Consider the following 17039-nt stretch of genomic DNA (forward strand, 5'->3'; position numbering starts at 1 on the left):
CGGCCGGACGTTGAGGTCCGCATCAGGGCCGGACGTTGAGGCCCGCGGTCCGGAGCCTGAGTTCTGAGGCCTGAATCCTGAAGTCCGAGTTCTGAAGTTGTTGGGGGTTCCGTCGTGAAGCCTGTCGATCCGCGGTTGCTGCGGTACGCGCGAGCGACCCGGTTCTTCCTCGCCGCGGCCGTGGCGCTCGGCCTGGCCGGGGCGGGGCTGGTCATCGCTCAGGCGATGCTCATCGCCGGGATCGTCGTCGGAGCCTTTCAACACGGGCTGAGCGTGAACGAGTCGGCGGGGTCGCTGGCCCTGCTCGCACTCGTCGCGGTCGGCCGCGCGGCCGTCGCCTGGCTCACCGAACTGGCCGCGCACCGGGCCGGGGCGGCGGTCAAGTCCGAACTGCGGATGCGGCTGCTCGACCGGGCCGCCCGGCTCGGCCCAGGCTGGCTCAGCGGCCGGCGCACCGGCGAACTCACCGCCCTCGCCACCCGTGGCGTGGACGCGCTCGACGACTACTTCGCCCGCTATCTGCCCCAGTTGGGGCTGGCCGCGGTCGTCCCGGTCGCGGTGCTGGCCCGTATCGTCTCGGCCGACTGGCTCTCGGCGCTGATCATCGTGATCACCCTCCCGCTGATCCCCGTCTTCATGATCCTCATCGGCTGGGCCACCCAGGCCCGGATGGACCGCCAATGGCGGCTGCTGTCCCGGCTGTCCGGGCACTTCCTGGACGTGGTGGCCGGACTGCCGACTCTCAAGGTCTTCGGCCGCGCCAAGGCGCAGGCCGAGTCGATCCGCAAGATCACCGGCGACTACCGGCAGGCCACCCTGCGGACGCTGCGCATCGCGTTTCTCTCCTCGTTCGCGCTCGAACTCCTCTCCACGCTCTCGGTCGCCCTGGTGGCGGTCGCCATCGGGATGCGGCTCGTGCACGGCGAACTGGACCTCTACACGGGCCTGCTGGTGCTCGTCCTCGCCCCCGAGGCGTATCTGCCGCTACGGCAGGTGGGCGCCCAGTACCACGCGGCGGCGGAGGGGCTGGCCGCCGCCGACGAGATCTTCGCGGTGCTGGAGCATGAGCCGGAGTCGGACGCGGGGTCGGACGTGGTGACGGCTGCGGGGACGGGTGGGATTCCGGCTGCGGTGATGGCTGCGGTGCCGGACGCGGTGCCGGACGGGGCGACGGGTGGTGTGCCGGTTGCCGTCGGCGCGTCCGGCCCGGCCGTTGGTGCCATCACGTTCGAGCGGGTGGTGGTACGGCACTCCGGGCGGGCGGAGCCGTCCCTCGACGAGACGTCCTTCACGGTCGGGCCCGGGGAGACCGTGGCCATCGTGGGGCCGAGCGGCGTCGGCAAGACGACGCTGCTGGGCGCGCTGCTGGGCTTCGTGGCACCCGACTCCGGGCGTGTGCTGGTCGGTGGTCGTGATCTGACATCGCTCTCCCCCGAAAGCTGGCGGGACAAGATCGCCTGGGTCTCGCAACACCCCTACCTCTTCGCCGGCACGATCGCCGACAACGTACGGCTGGCCAAGCCGGACGCGGACGACACCGCCGTGCTGGCGGCGCTGCGCGAAGCCGGTGCGACCGACTTCGTTTCCAGGCTCGCACGCGGCACTGACACTCGCCTCGGCGAAGGCGGCTCGGGGCTCTCCGCCGGGCAACGGCAACGGCTCGCGCTGGCCCGCGCGTTCCTGGCGGACCGGCCGGTGCTGCTGCTCGACGAGCCGACCGCGAACCTGGACGGCGAGACGGAGGCCGGCGTCGTCGAGGCGGTCCGCCGGCTGGCCGTCGGCCGTACGGTGCTGCTGGTCGTGCACCGGCCCGCGCTGCTGGCGGTGGCCGACCGCACGATTCGCCTGGCGGCGCGCGGGGGGTCGGGCGCGCTGGGCGACACGCCGGACGACACGCCGGACGGCGCTCCCGGGGCCGGTCCTGAGGTCAGCTCTGAGGCCGGTCCTGAGGTCGTGGGGACCGTGCCCGTGCTGTCCCGGCGGGTGCTGTCGCCCGCTGCCGCTGCCGCTGCCGCTGCCGGGAGCGTGGCCGAAGCCGGGGCCACGGCTGCCTCCGCCGCTGCCGCAGACGTAGCGGCTGCTGCAGCCCCCGTAACCGGCGAAGCCGCTGCCCCATCCGCCGCCGAGAAGGCATCCGGCCCGCTGGGGAGAGTGCGCCGGGCCGCGCGCGCCCAGCGCTCGCGCTTCGCGCTGGCGCTGCTGCTCGGGAGCCTCGCGCTGGGGAGCGCGGTGGCGCTGACGGCCGTGTCCGGGTGGCTGATCTCGCGTGCTTCGGAGCAGCCGCCCGTGCTGTATCTGCTGGTCGCGGTGACCGCGACCCGTACGTTCGGGCTCAGCCGGGCGGTGTTCCGGTACCTGGAGCGGCTGGTGTCGCACGATGCCGTGCTGCGCGTGCTGGCCGAGCTGCGGGTCACGGTCTACCGGCGGCTGGAGCGGCTGGCGCCCGCCGGGCTGCGGGATGTGCGGCGCGGGGATCTGCTGTCCAGGCTGGTCGCCGATGTGGACGCGCTCCAGGACTACTTCCTGCGCTGGCTGCTGCCGGTCGCTTCGGGGGTCGTGGTGGGCACGGCGTCGGTGCTGTTCACCGGATGGCTGCTGCCGGAGGCCGGCGCGGTGCTCGCGGTCGGGCTGCTGCTGGCCGGGGTGGGCGTGCCGATGGTGTCGGGCGCGGTGGCCCGGCGTGCGGAGCGTCAGTTGGCGCCCGTACGCGGGGAATTGTCGACGGAGGTGGTCGATCTGCTCACCGGGACGGCCGAGTTGACCGTCGCGGGCGCGCTGCCGCGGCGGCTCGACGCGGTGCGCGGCACGGACCGGCGGCTGACCGCCATCGCCTCGCGCGCCGCCGGAGCGGCCGGGCTGGGCGCCGGGCTGAGCGCCCTGGCCTGCGGGCTGAGTGTGGCCGCGGCTGCCTGGGTCGGGGTCCAGGGGGTGCAGGACGGGCGGCTCGGCGGAGTCTGGCTGGCCGTGGTGGCGCTGATGCCGCCGGCCGCGTTCGAGGCGGTGGCCGGGCTGCCGCTCGCCGTGCAGTACCGGCAGCGGGTGCGGCGGGCCGCGGAGCGCGTGCAGGAGGTGCTGGACGCACCAGAGCCGGTCGCTGAGCCGGACGTTCCGGTGAACCCGGCCGATCACCCCGGCCTGCCGTTCCCGCTGGTCGTACGCGGTCTGGTGGCTCGCTATCCGGGGCAGCGGGAGCCGGCGCTCGACGGGCTCGATCTGGAGCTGACAGCCGGCCGGCGGATCGCGGTGGTCGGCCCTTCCGGTTCCGGGAAGACCACACTGGCGCAGGTGCTGCTGCGCTTCCTGGACCGCGAGGACGGCACGTACTCCCTCGCGGGCGTCGACGCCGCCGGACTGGCGGGCGACGACGTACGGCGGCTGGTGGGGCTGTGCGCGCAGGACGCGCACATCTTCGACAGCTCGCTGCGCGAGAACCTGCGGCTCGCGAGCCCCGGCGCGGACGACGACCGGCTGCGCGGCGCCCTCGCCGAGGCCCGGCTGCTCGATTGGGTGAACGGTCTGCCCCTCGGGCTCGCCACGCTCGTCGGCGAGCACGGGGCGCGGCTCTCCGGCGGGCAGCGGCAGCGGCTGGCGCTCGCGCGGGCGCTGCTCGCGGACTTCCCGGTGCTGGTGCTGGACGAACCCGCCGAACACCTCGACCTGCCGACGGCCGACGCGCTGACTGCCGACCTGCTGGCCGCCACCGAAGGGCGGACGACCGTACTGATCACGCACCGCCTGGCGGGGCTCGCGGCGGTCGACGAAGTGATCGTGCTGGAGCGCGGGCAGGCCGTGCAGCGCGGGGCGTACGAGGCGCTGGCGGCGGCCGAGGGGCCGTTCCGGCGGATGCTGGAGCGCGAGCGGGATGCGGACGACGGGGGCGGGCTGGGGGCGCGCCCGGGGGCGCGTGCGCGGACGGGGGCGTGAAAGGGGGCGCGAATGGTGTGACCGGTGCGGCGACGGGTTCGGACCGCTCCGGCGGTGCAGAGGAGCGAATCCTGCGAGCGGAGGAGCGAACCTTCGGACGTCCGGCCGGTAGGTGAAATCCCGCATACTGGACTTTCCATGGCAAACGCGGCTTATTAGGCTCAGAGACATGCCAGCCACGAAGGGCCCCTCAGATCCCTCCGAGCCTTCGCCGCCCCCGTCGCCGGGCGCCGCGGATACCACCGGCCCCACTGGCCCCACCGGCCCCACCGACGCCGCGGAAGTCGCCGCGCAGGCGGCCCTCAGCCTCCGCGGGCTGTCCACCGAGCTGACCGCGCGCGTCTCACAGCTGCTGGAGGCGATGCGCTCGGTGGGGAGCGGCTTCGAGCTGCACGTCACCCTCGACCGGATCGCCCAGACCGCCGCCGAGCTGGCCGACGCCCGCTACGCGGCGATCGGCGTGATCGACCAGGAGGGCGAGGGCCTCTCCGACCTCGTGACGTACGGCCTCACCGAGGTGGAGCGCAAGCGCATCGGCGACCTTCCCGACGGCCGCAGGGGCCTGCTCGGCGCGCTCATCCACGATCCGGAGCCGCTGCTCCTCGCCGACCTGACCGCTGACCCGCGCTCCTGCGGCCTCCCGCCGGACCACCCGCCGATGTGCACCTTCCTGGGCGTACCGATCCGGGTCGAGGGCGAGGTCTTCGGCAATCTCTACCTCACCGAGAAGCGCGGCGGCGGCGAGTTCAGCGAGTCCGATCTGCACATGGTGCGGGTGCTGGCCGTCGAGGCCGGCATCGCGATCGGCAACGCCCGGATCTACGAGGCCGGGTGGCAGCGGGAACGCTGGATCGACGGCTCGGTGGCCGTCACCACCGAGCTGCTCTCCGGCGGGGACGCCGAGGACGCCCTCCAGGTCGTCGCCGAGCAGGCGCGGCGGCTCGCCGACGCGCAGTCCGGTCTCGTCCTGCTGCCGACCGAGGACCGGGGGCTGGAGGTCGTCGCGGTCTCCTCCGACCGGCCCGCCGGGATGCTGGGGACGGTGATACGGGCCGACAGCCTGGTCGTCGAACAGCTGCTGGCCGGCGAAGCGGTCTTCATCGACGATTCGGCCACCGACCCCCGCATGGTCACGGACCTGGCCGCCCGGCACGGGCCCAGCATGCTGCTGCCGCTCAAGAGCGGCGACCGGGTGCTCGGCACCCTCGCGACCCCGAGGGCGCCCGGCGCTCGCCAGTTCACCCAGATCGAGCGGACCCTCGCCGCCCAGTTCGCCGCACAGGCCGCCCTCGCCCTGGTGCTCGCCGAGGCGCAGCGCGACCGCGAGCGGCTGGCGGTCTTCGAGGACCGCGACCGGATCGCCCGGGACCTGCACGACCTGGTCATCCAGCGGCTGTTCGCGACCGGGATGATGCTGGAGAGCGCGGAGCGCAAGTGCGAGATGCCCGAGGTGCGGGACAAGATCGGGCAGGCCGTCGACGAACTGGACGCGACCATCCAGGAGGTGCGCACAGCGATCTTCGCACTCCAGCAGGGACCGGCGGAGGCCCCCTCGGGGCTGCGCACCCGGGTGCTCCGGGAGGTCGGCACGGCGGCGGTGCCGCTCGGCTTCCAGCCCTCCGCGACGTTCGTCGGCCCGGTGGACGCGACGGTCGGCGAGCTGACCGGCAAGAACCTGATCGCGGCGCTCCGCGAGGCGCTGTCGAACGCCTTCCGGCACGCGCAGGCGACCCGTATCGAGGTCGTCGTGGACAGCAGCGTCAAGCTCGCCGACGGGCGCTCCGGGGTCCGGCTCACCGTCGCCGACGACGGCTCGGGCATCCCGGTGGGCGGCCGGCGGAGCGGGCTGAAGAACCTGGCGCGGCGGGCGGAGTCGCTGGGCGGCCGCAGCTGGTACGGGCCGGGGGTCGGCGAGGACGGCGGGGGCACGACCGTGGTCTGGGAGGCGCCGCGGTAGCGGCCCTGGGCGGAGCGGACGGGGGCCGGTAGGCCCGCACCCCAGCGGGGGCGCGGCCCGGGGGCGTGCGGGCGGAGTGCGGGCGCGGGGGCGTGCGGCGCGTGTGCGGCCGTGGGGCGTGCGGGCCGTGTGGAGCGGGGCGCGCGGGCGGCGAGGGGGCGCTCAGCCGGTGGTCGCGCGCTGTTCCAGCAGTTGCTCGATGACGCGGGCGACGCCGTCGTCATTGTTCGCGGTGGTCCGGTGCGAGGTCGCGGCGAGCACCTCGGGGTGGGCGTTGGCCATCGCGTACGAGGTGCCGGCCCAGCTCAGCATCTCCAGGTCGTTGGGCATGTCGCCGAAGGCGACCACTTCCTCGGGGGCGATGCCGCGCTCGGCGCAACAGCGGGCGAGCGTGCTCGCCTTGCTGACGCCGAGGCCGCTGATCTCCAGCAGCGCGGTGGGGCTGGATCGGGTGAACGACCCATGGCCGCCCGCGGCGGCGCGGGCCAGCGCGAGGAACTCGTCCGGGCCCAGCTCGGGGTGATGCACGAGCAGCTTGATCACGGGGTGCCCGGCGTCCGCGGCGTCCACCGCGAGCAGCTTCTCGACCGATGCGACGACCGCGCCGGGGTCGAGGTGGAAGGGCGGGTACTGCGGCTCGTAGTGGATGCCGACGGTCCGCTCGACGGCGAACGAGGCGCCGGGGGCGGCGATGCGCAGCGCGTCGACCACGGCGATCGCGTCCTCCCGCTCCAGCGGGCGCACGTCCACGATCTCGCCACCCCGGTGCAGGTCGACGACGGCCGCGCCGTTGGCGCAGATCGCCAGCCCGTGACCCTGCACATGGCTGCTGACGACGTCCATCCAGCGGGCCGGCCGGCCCGTGACGAAGAAGACCTCCACACCGGCCGCCTCGGCGGCGGCGAGCGCGGCGATCGTCCGCTCGGAGACCGACTTGTCGTCGTGCAGCAGGGTGCCGTCGAGGTCGGTGGCGACCAGTCGCACATCGCGCGGAGCGGACGCGGACGCGGGTGCGGATGCGGGTGCGGACACGGGTGCGGATGCCGAGCGGGTGCGGACGGGAGTGTGCGGTTCGGGCCGCTCAGTAGCAGAGGTCACAGATCCATCCTCCCGCATGGAGAGGCACAAGCGTGCGAAGGCCGCCGCGACATCCGGGGGCGGAGGGGCGCGCACGGAGGGGCGGGAGGGCAGGCGTGCGCCCCTGGTCCGCGATGGCCGCCGTGGCGCTCATCCCCGGGGACCGGGTGGCCCCGGCAGCCCCCGTAAGCTCGCTCACATGCGTCTGAGCACTGTGATTCTGCCGATTTACCGCTGGAACGAGGGCCGGGAAGTATGGCGGCGGGCCGAGGAGCTCGGCTTCGGCACCGCCTACACCTACGACCATCTGTCCTGGCGGACCTTCCGGGACGGGCCCTGGTTCGGCGCGGTGCCGACGCTCACCGCAGCCGCGACGGTCACCGAGCGGATGCGCTTGGGCACCCTGGTCACCTCGCCCAATTTCCGGCACCCGGTCACCCTCGCCAAGGAACTCATCTCGCTGGACGACATCTCCGGCGGCCGGGTCACGCTCGGCATCGGAGCAGGCGGCTCCGGTTTCGACGCCACCGCGCTGTCGCGCGCCGGCGACGAGGCGTGGACGCCGCGTGAGCGCGCCGACCGGCTCGCCGAGTTCCTGCCGCTGCTCGACCGGCTGCTCACCGAGGACGGGGTGGACGGCGTCTCGCACGACGGCGAGTTCTACTCCGCGTACGAGGCGCGCAACATCCCCGGCTGCGTGCAGCGGCCCCGGCTGCCCTTCGCGGTCGCCGCGACCGGCCCGCGCGGCATCAAGCTGGCGGCGCGGCACGGGCAGGCGTGGGTGACGACGGGCGACCCGAAGCTCTTTGAGACCGGCACCCCGGCGCAGTCGCTGGAAGCGATCCGGGGTCAGATCACCCGCGTCGGAGCGGCCTGCGAGGCGATCGGGCGCGACACCGCGGAGCTGGACAAGGTGCTGCTCACCGGCTTCACCCCGGACCGTCCGCTGGACTCCTTCGACGCCTTCGTCGACTTCGCGGGCAAGCACGCCGAGGCGGGCATCACGGAGATCGTGCTGCACTGGCCCATCGAGGACTCCTTCTTCGCCTCGGACGAGAAGATCTTCGAACAGATCGCGACGGAGGGCCTCGCCCAGTTCGGCTGAGACCGCGCTCGTTCAGGGCGTACTCGTTCAGGGCGCGCTCGTTCGGAGTGTGACGCTGCTCGGCGGCGGCGGCGAGCAGCGGTGCGGGGCCGGTCAGTCGTGGTCGGCGCGGCGGGCAGCGAGGTCGTCCATGGTGCGCGCGGATATCTCGCGTTCGGTGGCCGCCGCGATGAAGGCGGCGGCGTTGGCCGGGCCGACCAGCTCGTGCACCGCGCGCAGCGTCGCGGCGGGGAGGGGTACCACCGGAGTAGGCGCGGCGGGCGCGGCCGGTCCTGCGGGTTCTCGCGGGTCGGCGCGGGAACCCGCAGCCGCGGCCGTAGCGGGGGTGGCCGGGCCCGGGGCGCCGGCCGGGTCCGCAGCCGGGGACGGAACGGCCAGGTGGTGGCGGAGATGGCGGTTGGCGAGGCTGCGCATCGCGCGGGCCAGTTCCGCGTCGACGGTCTGCTGGGCCAGCGGGCGCAGCCGGCGGACCATGGACGCGGCCTCGGCCGCCTGGGCGTCCGTCGGCGGCCGGCTCAGGTAGCGGACGAAGACGTGTTCCGTGGTGAAGTCCAGGAAGCGGGTGGCGATGTGTTCGACCTGGGCCCGCAGCTCGCGCAGGTGGCCGGTGATGGCGGGCAGCGGTACGCCCGCCGCGTGCAACTCGGCGGCGACGGCCAGTTCCTGCGGGCTGGGGACGTGGAACTCGTCCGTGCGGCCCTCGATGCGCTCCAGGACGCCCAGCGCGAGCGCCTCCTCGACCGCGGAGTCGTCGGAGACGCCGCCGAAGGCGGTGTCCAGCTCGGCGCGGCTGATGCGGGCCGGCGACTCGTCGCTCCACGGTCCGTCCACCTCGGCGACCAGCCCGAGCACGCCGCCCAGCCCGCGGCCCGCGTCCCACGCCTCCAGCAGTTCCTTGATGCTGGCCAGGGTGTAGCCGCGTTCGAGCAGGTCGGCGATCTGCCGCAGCCGGGCCAGATGCGGGTCGCCGTAGACGTTGGCCCGGCCGCGCCGCTGCGGTTTCGGCAGCAGGCCGCGGTCCTGGTAGGCGCGGATCGTCCGGACCGTGGCGCCGCTGAAGTGCGCCAGGTCCTCGATCCGGTACTCGGCCACTGCGTGCTCGGACAAACCAGTTCGCTCCCTGTTCACGGGCCCCGCCTGCGGGCCCTGGCTACGAGATGGCCGCCCGGCCTATCTGCCTCGCCGCGGCGAGGGCTGCCGGTGAGGTCGTCAGGTAGTCGACGGCCTTGCGGAGCGATCCCTCCTGCGAGGGATGGTACGACCGCTTGAAGTAGCGGGGGATGGCGGAGCCCAGCTCGCGCCAGCTGGGCAGCAGCCCCTTCGCGACAGCTCTGTTGTGCTCGCGCAGCGAGTAGCCCGGCCGGCCCGCGAGTTGGGGGTCGTGGCGCATCAGATAGGCCGCTCCCCAGGCCCAGAGGTAGAGCAGCACGGGGGCGGTGACCGCCATGCCGCCGACCCGGCGGGCGTAGCGGGGCAGGCCCGTGCTGCCGGCGTGCTGGTACATGTCGAAGGCGACCGAGCGGTGCTCGACCTCCTCGGCGCCGTGCCAGCGCAGCAGGTCGAGCATGACGGGGTCGGGGCCGGCCCGGTCCAGGCCCTCCGCGTGCAGCACCCAGTTGCCGAGAACAGCCGTGAACTGTTCGACGGCGGCGATGACGGACAGCCGGAAGCGCAGCCACTCGGCCGGCGGTATCGGCACGCCGAGCGGCGGCCGCTCGCCCAGCATGACGTCGAAGAACCACTCCACGTGCTGGGTGTAGCCCGCGGTGTCCAGTTCCTGGTCGGCGAGGTGGTCCAGGACGTAGGCGTGCTGGACGCTGTGGGTGGCCTCCTGGCCCATGAAGCCCTTGACGCCCTTGAGCAGCACCGGGTCGGTGACCAGGGGCAGGGCTTCCTTGAACACTTTGACGAACCACCGTTCGCCCGCGGGCAGCAGCAGATGCAGCACGTTGATGACATGGGTGGCGGTGGGCTCGTCGGGTATCCAGTGCAGCGGGGTCTCGTGCCAGTCGAACGAGACCCGCCGCGGGGTGATCCGGTAGTGCCCCTGGTCGGCTTCCTCCGTGCTCACGGGCGGCTCCTGACGACGGTTGGACGGGCGGCTCGGTCGGACGGGCGGCTCGGTCAGACGGGCGGGTCGATGCGGGCTATGGCCCGCAGCGCCTTGGGGGCGAAGCGCGACAAGAGCCGCGCGCCGCGCGCTTCGGGGGTCACCGGCACCACGGCCTGGTTGCGGACGATCGCGCGCAGGATGGCCTGGGCGACCTTCTCCGGCGGGTAGTTGCGCTTCCCGTAGAGCCGCGTGGTCCTGGTCCGCCGCCGCTTCTGCTCCTCCTCGGAGACTCCGGTGAAGCGGGTGGTGGCGGTGATGTTGGTGTTGACGATGCCGGGGCAGATCGCGGAGACCCCGATGCCCTGCCCGGCCAGCTCGGCGCGCAGGCACTCGCTGAGCATCAGCACGGCCGCCTTCGAGGTGCTGTAGGCGGGCAGCGCCTTCGAGGGCTGGTACGCGGCGGCCGACGCCGTGTTGACGATGTGGCCGCCCTGGCCGCGGTCGGCCATCTGCCTGCCGAAGACCCGGCAGCCGTGGATGACGCCCCACAGATTGACGTCCAGCACCTTGCGCCAGTCCTCGGTGGAGGTGCTGAGGAACGACCCGGAGACGCCGACGCCGGCGTTGTTGACCAGCACATCCAGCACGCCGTACTCGGAGGCGACCTTGCCGGCGAGCTTCTCCATGGCCTGCTCGTCGGAGACGTCGACGGTCTCGCTCCACGCCTTGGGCGCGCCGATCAGCCGGGCCAGCTCGGCGGTGCGGGTCGCGCCCTCCGCGTCCCGGTCCACCGCGATGATCCGGGCGCCCGCCTCGGCGAAGGCGAAGGCGGTGGCCCGCCCGATGCCGCTGGCCGCGCCGGTCACCAGCACCAGCTGGCCGCCGAACCGGTCGACGTACGGACCGGTCGCCAGCGGCTCCTTGGCCGGGTCGCCCTCCTCCAGCGAGGTGACGAACTCGGTGATCCACGCGGTGAGTTGATCCGGCCTGGTGCGCGGAACCCAGTGCTTGGCGGGGAGCGTGCGCCGGACCAGGCCCGGGGCCCACTGCTCCAGGTCGTCGTAGAGCCGCTCGGACAGGAAGATGTCGCCGGTGGGGGTGATGAGCTGGACCGGGGCGTGGGCGTAGGCGTCGGCGCGCGGGTTGCGCAGCCGCTCGCGGACGTTGTCGCGGTAGAGCCAGGCGCCGTGCGCCGCGTCCTCCGGGAGGGAGGCCGTCGGGTAGTCGGCTCCGGACTCCGACCCGGGGCGGCCTTTGGCCGGGATCTTCTCGATCCGCTCCAGGATGCCGGGCCAGCGCTTGCCGAGGGCTCCGCGCCAGGCCAGCTCCGGGAGCGCCGGGGTGTGCAGCGCGTAGACGTACCAGGACTTGGCGCCCTGGCCGAGGAGTTGGGCGATCCGGCGCGGGGTGGGGCGCGCGAGCCGCTTCTTGATCCAGTGCCCGAAGTGGTCGAGGGAGGGGCCGGACATGGAGGTGAAGGAGGCGACGCGGCCCTCGGTGCGCTTGGCGGTCGCGAACTCCCAGCCCTGCACCGAGCCCCAGTCGTGCCCGATCAGGTGCACCGGCTCGTGCGGGCTCACCGCGTCCGCGACCGCGAGGAAGTCGTCGGTCAGCTTGTCCAGCGTGAAGCCGCCGCGCAGCGGGCTCGGCGCGGTGGAGAGGCCGCAGCCGCGCACGTCGTACAGCACGACGTGGAAGCGGTCGGCGAGTTGGACGGCGACCTCGGTCCACACCTCCTTGCTGTCCGGATAGCCGTGCACCAGGACGAGGGTGGGCCGGGAGGCGTCGCCCAGCTCGGCGACGCACAGCTCCACTCCACCGCTGGCGATCCGGCGCTCGCGCGCCCCCTGGAGCCCCCGCGGCTGCTGCCGCTCCACGGGGCCGGCAGCTGCTCCGCCGGGTGCGCGTTCTCCGCCGGCTGTCTCGGCTCCGCCGGCTGTCTGGCGGCCCTGGGGGCCGGGGTGGTCCTGGGGACCGTGATGGCCCTGGGGACCGGAATCCTCGCTCACGCGGCCTTCTCCTCTGTCCAGCGCCGCACGTGCGGCAGATCGTCGTCCAGCCAGAAGGCGCTCTGCTCGGGGTCCTTGGAGTCGGTGACCACCAGGATCTCCTCGAACTTCGCGCCCGTGCCCCGGAAGCCCAGGTGCGGCTCCACCGCCCACAGGCCCGGCTGCGGCGGGTGGTCGGAGAAGGTGTACGGGCTCCACAGCGGCGACCAGCCGTCGCGGTGGCCGTGCAGCGCGTCCGAGGCGAGCCCCTTGAGGCTCTGGGTGCCGAACCCGAAGACCGTCGGCGACCAGCGCCGTTCCTTGACCCGGCCGATCTTGTGCGCGATCACGCCGAACGGATAGGCGCGGTGCCGGTTGGCGTACCCCTGCCGGACCATGAGCCGCTCGACGGATTCGTAGATGTCCCGCAGCGGGCGCCGTTCGCGCACCTCGCGCAGGATCAGCTCGCGGTGCGGTTCGAGGTCGGCGAGCAGCCGGTCGTGCACCGGGTTCAGACCCAGGCAGCCGGAGTAGCCGATGTCGGCGGTGAAGCCCTCGTGGACCGGTGCCATGTCGAGGACGAAGGGCATCCCCGGCTCCAGCTTCCGGTTCGTCGGGAAGAACTGCAGGGGTATTCGGAAGTTCGTGAAGGCCGTGCGGTCCCCGAACCAGGCGAAGGGGAGGTGGAACCAGTCCCGCACCCCGCGCTCGCGCAGCCAATCGCGCTGCATCCGGGCCGCTTCCCGTTCTGTCACCCCTGGTCGCAGCTGTGCTGCCACCGCCTCCGCGCATGCGTACGCGAGACGTTGTACCGCCTGGAACCCCCGCAGTTCGGCGGTGAGTCCACTGTCGACTGCTGAAGTCATCGGCAACCGTCCGTCCCTGAGCGGCGTGCGTCGAGCGAACCTGACACTGATGAATGTGACAACGTCCGCTGGCTGCGTCAAGGGCTGTGCCCGACCTGTGGATAACTTCCCCGCCGATCAGTGACCATGCCCCGGTCCCCATGCCCAAGTCCCCGGGCCCGCTCATCCCACGGGCCTGTCCCTTACGGGGCCGTCACCCTGGAGGACGACACAGATGCAACCGTCAGGGCGGACGTCGCCACTGGTCCTCGCCACTACCGTCGATGACGTGACTGTGATCGCAACCGAAAGTCTGAGCAAGCGGTTCCCCCGGGTGACCGCGTTGGACCGGCTCTCCATGGACATCGCACCGGGTGTAACCGGTCTGGTGGGCGCCAATGGAGCCGGCAAATCAACGCTGATCAAGATCCTGCTGGGTCTGTCCCCCGCCACCGAGGGCAGCGCCGCCGTCCTGGGTCTGAACGTGGCCACTGAAGGCAGCGCCATCCGCGAACAAGTCGGCTACATGCCGGAGCACGACTGTCTGCCACCCGACGTCTCGGCGACCGAATTCGTCGTCCACATGGCGAGGATGTCCGGCCTGCCGCCCGCCGCCGCGCGGGAGCGCACCGCCGACACGCTGCGCCACGTCGGGCTGTACGAGGAGCGGTACCGCCCCATCGGCGGCTATTCGACGGGTATGAAGCAGCGCGTCAAGCTCGCCCAAGCGCTCGTCCACGACCCGCAGCTGGTGCTTCTCGACGAGCCGACCAACGGGCTCGACCCGGTCGGCCGCGACGACATGCTGGGGCTGATCCGGCGCATCCACACCGACTTCGGCATCTCGGTCCTGGTCACCTCGCACCTCCTGGGCGAACTGGAGCGCACCTGCGACCACGTCGTGGTGATCGACGGCGGACGGCTGCTCCGCTCCAGCTCCACCAGCGACTTCACCCAGACCACAGCCTCGCTCGCGGTCGAGGTCACCGACACCGAGACGCACCCGGACGGCGCGGCCGCGCTGCGGGTCGCGCTCGCCGCCGCCGGCCTCACCGTGCAGCCCGCCAGCCGGGCCGTCGGCGACGCGCCCGTGTCCAAGCACATCCTGCTGGTGGACATAGCCGGCGAGGACACCTACGACACGGTGCGGGACGCCATCGCCGAGCTGAACCTCGGCCTGGTGCGGATGGAACAGCGACGGCACCGCATCGCGGAGGTCTTCCGCGACAACGGCGGCGCTGACAACGGCGGCACCATCGAGAACGGCAACGGCGACGGCCGGTCCGCGAGTCCCGCCCACGCCGCCGTCGCCCCCGACGCGACCACGACAGGAGCTGGCCGCGATGCCGCCTGAGACCACCGTGCCCGCACTCGCCCGCACCGCTCCCGCGGACGTCATCCACAACATCGGCTACCGCCACTACGACGGCCCGCGCCTCGGCCGCGCGTACGCCCGCCGCTCGCTCTTCGCGCAGAGCCTGCGCGGAGCGTTCGGACTCGGCCGCTCCGCGAAGTCCAAGGTGCTGCCGATGCTCCTCTTCGGCGTGATGTGCCTGCCCGCCGGGATCATCGTCGCGGTGGCGGTCGCCACCCACGCGAAGAGCCTGCCGGTCGAGTACACCCGCTACGCGATCCTGCTGCAGGCGGTCATCGGCCTGTTCGTCGCGGCGCAGGCTCCGCAGTCCGTCTCGCGCGACCTGCGCTTCAAGTCGATCCCGCTGTACTTCTCGCGCCCCATCGAGCGCGGCGACTACGTCGTGGCCAAATTCGCCGCGATGGCCTCGGCCCTGTTCATCCTCACGGCCGCTCCCGTCATCGTGCTCTACGTGGGCGCGCTGCTCGCCGAACTCGACTTCGCCGACCAGACGAAGGGCTTCGCGCAAGGACTCGTCGCGACGGCGCTGCTTTCGCTCCTGTTCGCCGGCGTCGGCCTGGTCGTCGCCGCGCTCACGCCCCGCCGGGGCTTCGGCGTGGCCGCCGTGATCGCCGTGCTGACGCTCTCCTACGGCGCGGTCAGCACCGTCCAGGCCATCGCCTTCGAGCAGGACAGCAGCGGCGCGATCGGCTGGCTCGGCCTCTTCTCGCCGATCACCCTCATCGACGGCGTGCAGAGCAAGTTCCTCGGGGCGACCTCGGCCTTCCCCGGCGGCTACGAGCCCAGCAGCGCGGCCGGCGCCGTCTATCTCCTCGTCACCATTGGCCTGATCGCCGGCTCGTACGGCCTGCTCATGCGCCGCTACCGGAAGGTCGGGCTGTGACCACCATCAACATCGACCACGTCTCCCGCTGGTTCGGCAACGTCGTCGCCGTCAATGACGTGACGATGGCCATCGAACCCGGGGTGACCGGCCTGCTCGGCCCCAACGGCGCGGGAAAATCCACCCTCATCAACATGATGGGCGGCTTCCTCGCGCCCTCCACCGGCACCGTCACCCTCGACGGCACGGCGGTCTGGCGCAACGAGCAGACCTACCGCCGGATCGGCATCGTGCCCGAGCGCGAGGGGATGTACGACTTCCTCTCCGGAGCCGAGTTCGTCATCGCCAACGCCGAGCTGCACGGCCTGAAGGACCCGCGCGCCGCGGCCCGCGAGGCGCTCGCCACGGTCGAGATGCTGGACGCCGCGAGCCGCAAGATCGCCACGTACAGCAAGGGCATGCGGCAGCGCGTGAAGATGGCGTCCGCGCTGGTCCACGAGCCGTCCGTGCTGCTGCTCGACGAGCCCTTCAACGGCATGGACCCGCGCCAGCGCATGCAGCTGATGGACCTGCTGCGGCGGATGGGCGAGGAGGGCCGCACGGTCCTGTTCTCGTCCCACATCCTCGAAGAGGTCGAGCAGCTCGCCAGCCACATCGAGGTCGTCGTCGCAGGCCGGCACGCCGCCTCCGGCGACTTCCGCAAGATCCGCCGGCTGATGACCGACCGCCCGCACCGCTATCTCGTCCGGTCCAGCGACGACCGCGCGCTCGCCGCCGCGCTCATCGCCGACCCCTCCACCGCGGGCGTCGAGGTGGACCTCACCGAGAAGGCGCTGCGCATCCAGGCCGTCGACTTCACGCGCTTCACCGAACTGCTGCCGCAGGTCGCCCGCGCGCACGGCATCCGGCTCCTCACGGTCTCGCCTTCCGACGAGTCCCTGGAGAGCGTCTTCTCTTATCTCGTAGCGGCGTAAAGGAGCCTCAAGCGATGTACAACGCCACTGTCGCCCGGCTCACCTACCGGGCCCTGCTCGGCCGGCGCCGCGCTCTGATCCTCTTCGCGCTGCCCGCGCTCCTCCTGCTCATCTCCATCGCCGTACGCGCCCTGACCGGCGCCGACGACGCCACGGCCAACGCGATCCTCGGCGGCTTCGGGCTCGCCACCATGGTCCCGCTGATCGGCGTCATCGCCGGTACGGGCGCCATCGGTCCCGAGATCGACGACGGCTCGATCGTCTATCTGCTGGCGAAGCCGGTGAAGCGCCCGACGATCATCATGACCAAGCTGATCGTCGCCGTCGGGGTCACCGTCGTCTTCTCGGCCGTCCCGACTCTGCTCGCCGGACTCCTGCTCAACGGCAACAGCCAGCAGATGGCCGTCGCCTACACGGTCGCGGCGGCCGTCGCCTCCATCGCGTACAGCGCGGTCTTCCTGCTGCTCGGCACCATCACCCGGCACGCGGTGGTCGTCGGTCTCGTCTACGCGCTGGTCTGGGAGACCCTTTTCGGCAGCCTGGTGCCGGGCGCCCGCACGCTCAGCGTCCAGCAGTGGTCGCTCGCCCTCGCCCAGAAGATCGCCGGCGAAGGCGCGATCACCTCGGACGTCGGGCTGCCGCTCGCGGTCGTCCTGCTGGCGGGCGTCACCGTCGCCGCCACCTGGTTCGCGGGCCAGAAGCTGCGCACGCTCACCCTGGCGGGCGACGAGTAGGCGGCGTTGCGCGCGGGAGCGCGCACGGCGTCCGCGCGGGGCGCACGGGAGCGCGCGGCACGCGGGCTCGCACGAGGGGGCGCGTACGCGTGAATTCGCAACAGGAGCCACCTGCGCGAGAAGGGGCCCGGCACCGTCCGGATGGCCGCAGCCGGGCCCCTCGCCGGTGGTGGTTCCCCCTCGC

General features: G+C 72.7%; 12 protein-coding genes. 7 read left to right on the plus strand and 5 right to left on the minus strand.

Annotation, left to right across the window (positions count from 1 at the left end):
- Positions 1 to 114: 114 nt before the first annotated feature.
- The gene (cydD, locus tag QMK28_RS05585) at positions 115 to 3924 is read left to right on the plus strand and encodes a thiol reductant ABC exporter subunit CydD (RefSeq protein ID WP_326435860.1); all 3810 of its coding nucleotides are present in this window, start codon (positions 115 to 117) and stop codon (positions 3922 to 3924) included.
- A 169-nt stretch (positions 3925 to 4093) separates the two neighbouring features.
- A complete protein-coding gene (locus QMK28_RS05590; RefSeq protein WP_326435861.1) occupies positions 4094 to 5881 on the plus strand; it encodes a sensor histidine kinase in 1788 nt (595 codons plus the stop codon).
- 162 nt (positions 5882 to 6043) lie between these two features.
- Here the strand turns inward: QMK28_RS05590 and QMK28_RS05595 are convergent, their stop codons facing one another.
- Complete coding sequence (locus QMK28_RS05595; protein ID WP_326435862.1) at positions 6044 to 6997, minus strand: HAD family hydrolase; 954 nt, start codon at positions 6995 to 6997, stop codon at positions 6044 to 6046.
- A 160-nt stretch (positions 6998 to 7157) separates the two neighbouring features.
- On the opposite strand from QMK28_RS05595, the gene QMK28_RS05600 reads away from it, so the two are divergent.
- Positions 7158 to 8063, plus strand: coding sequence for an LLM class flavin-dependent oxidoreductase (locus tag QMK28_RS05600; protein ID WP_326435863.1), 906 nt, complete (start codon positions 7158 to 7160; stop codon positions 8061 to 8063).
- A gap of 93 nt (positions 8064 to 8156) precedes the next feature.
- On the opposite strand, the gene QMK28_RS05605 is transcribed toward QMK28_RS05600, so the two are convergent.
- From QMK28_RS05605 to QMK28_RS05620, 4 genes are all read right to left on the minus strand, one after another.
- A complete protein-coding gene (locus QMK28_RS05605) occupies positions 8157 to 9170 on the minus strand; it encodes a MerR family transcriptional regulator (protein ID WP_326435864.1) in 1014 nt (337 codons plus the stop codon).
- A gap of 43 nt (positions 9171 to 9213) precedes the next feature.
- A complete protein-coding gene (locus QMK28_RS05610; protein ID WP_326435865.1) occupies positions 9214 to 10134 on the minus strand; it encodes a metal-dependent hydrolase in 921 nt (306 codons plus the stop codon).
- Positions 10135 to 10187: 53 nt separating this feature from the next.
- The gene (locus QMK28_RS05615) at positions 10188 to 11993 is read right to left on the minus strand and encodes an SDR family oxidoreductase (RefSeq protein WP_326435888.1); all 1806 of its coding nucleotides are present in this window, start codon (positions 11991 to 11993) and stop codon (positions 10188 to 10190) included.
- A 128-nt stretch (positions 11994 to 12121) separates the two neighbouring features.
- Positions 12122 to 12970 carry a M24 family metallopeptidase gene (locus QMK28_RS05620; RefSeq protein ID WP_326435866.1) on the minus strand — a complete coding sequence of 283 codons (849 nt, stop codon included), beginning with the start codon at positions 12968 to 12970 and terminating at the stop codon, positions 12122 to 12124.
- A 214-nt stretch (positions 12971 to 13184) separates the two neighbouring features.
- Here QMK28_RS05620 and QMK28_RS05625 point away from each other — a divergent pair, with 214 nt between their 5' ends.
- From QMK28_RS05625 to QMK28_RS05640, 4 genes are read left to right on the plus strand one after another with little or no spacing between them, the layout of a single operon-like run.
- Positions 13185 to 14303, plus strand: coding sequence for an ABC transporter ATP-binding protein (locus QMK28_RS05625; protein WP_326435867.1), 1119 nt, complete (start codon positions 13185 to 13187; stop codon positions 14301 to 14303).
- Complete coding sequence (locus QMK28_RS05630) at positions 14293 to 15207, plus strand: ABC transporter permease (protein ID WP_326435868.1); 915 nt, start codon at positions 14293 to 14295, stop codon at positions 15205 to 15207. The genes QMK28_RS05625 and QMK28_RS05630 overlap by 11 nt, the downstream gene beginning before the upstream one ends.
- On the plus strand, positions 15204 to 16121 hold the full coding sequence (locus QMK28_RS05635; RefSeq protein ID WP_326435869.1) for an ABC transporter ATP-binding protein: 918 nt from the start codon (positions 15204 to 15206) through the stop codon (positions 16119 to 16121). Before QMK28_RS05630 ends, QMK28_RS05635 begins: the two co-directional genes overlap by 4 nt.
- A gap of 14 nt (positions 16122 to 16135) precedes the next feature.
- Positions 16136 to 16855: an ABC transporter permease subunit gene (locus QMK28_RS05640; protein ID WP_326435870.1), complete on the plus strand. Its 720-nt coding sequence runs from the start codon at positions 16136 to 16138 to the stop codon at positions 16853 to 16855.
- The last annotated feature ends 184 nt before the right edge of the window (positions 16856 to 17039 follow it).

The sequence above is a fragment of the Streptomyces sp. H27-D2 genome, assembly GCF_035828615.1.
Classification (GTDB): Bacteria; Actinomycetota; Actinomycetes; order Streptomycetales; family Streptomycetaceae; genus Streptomyces.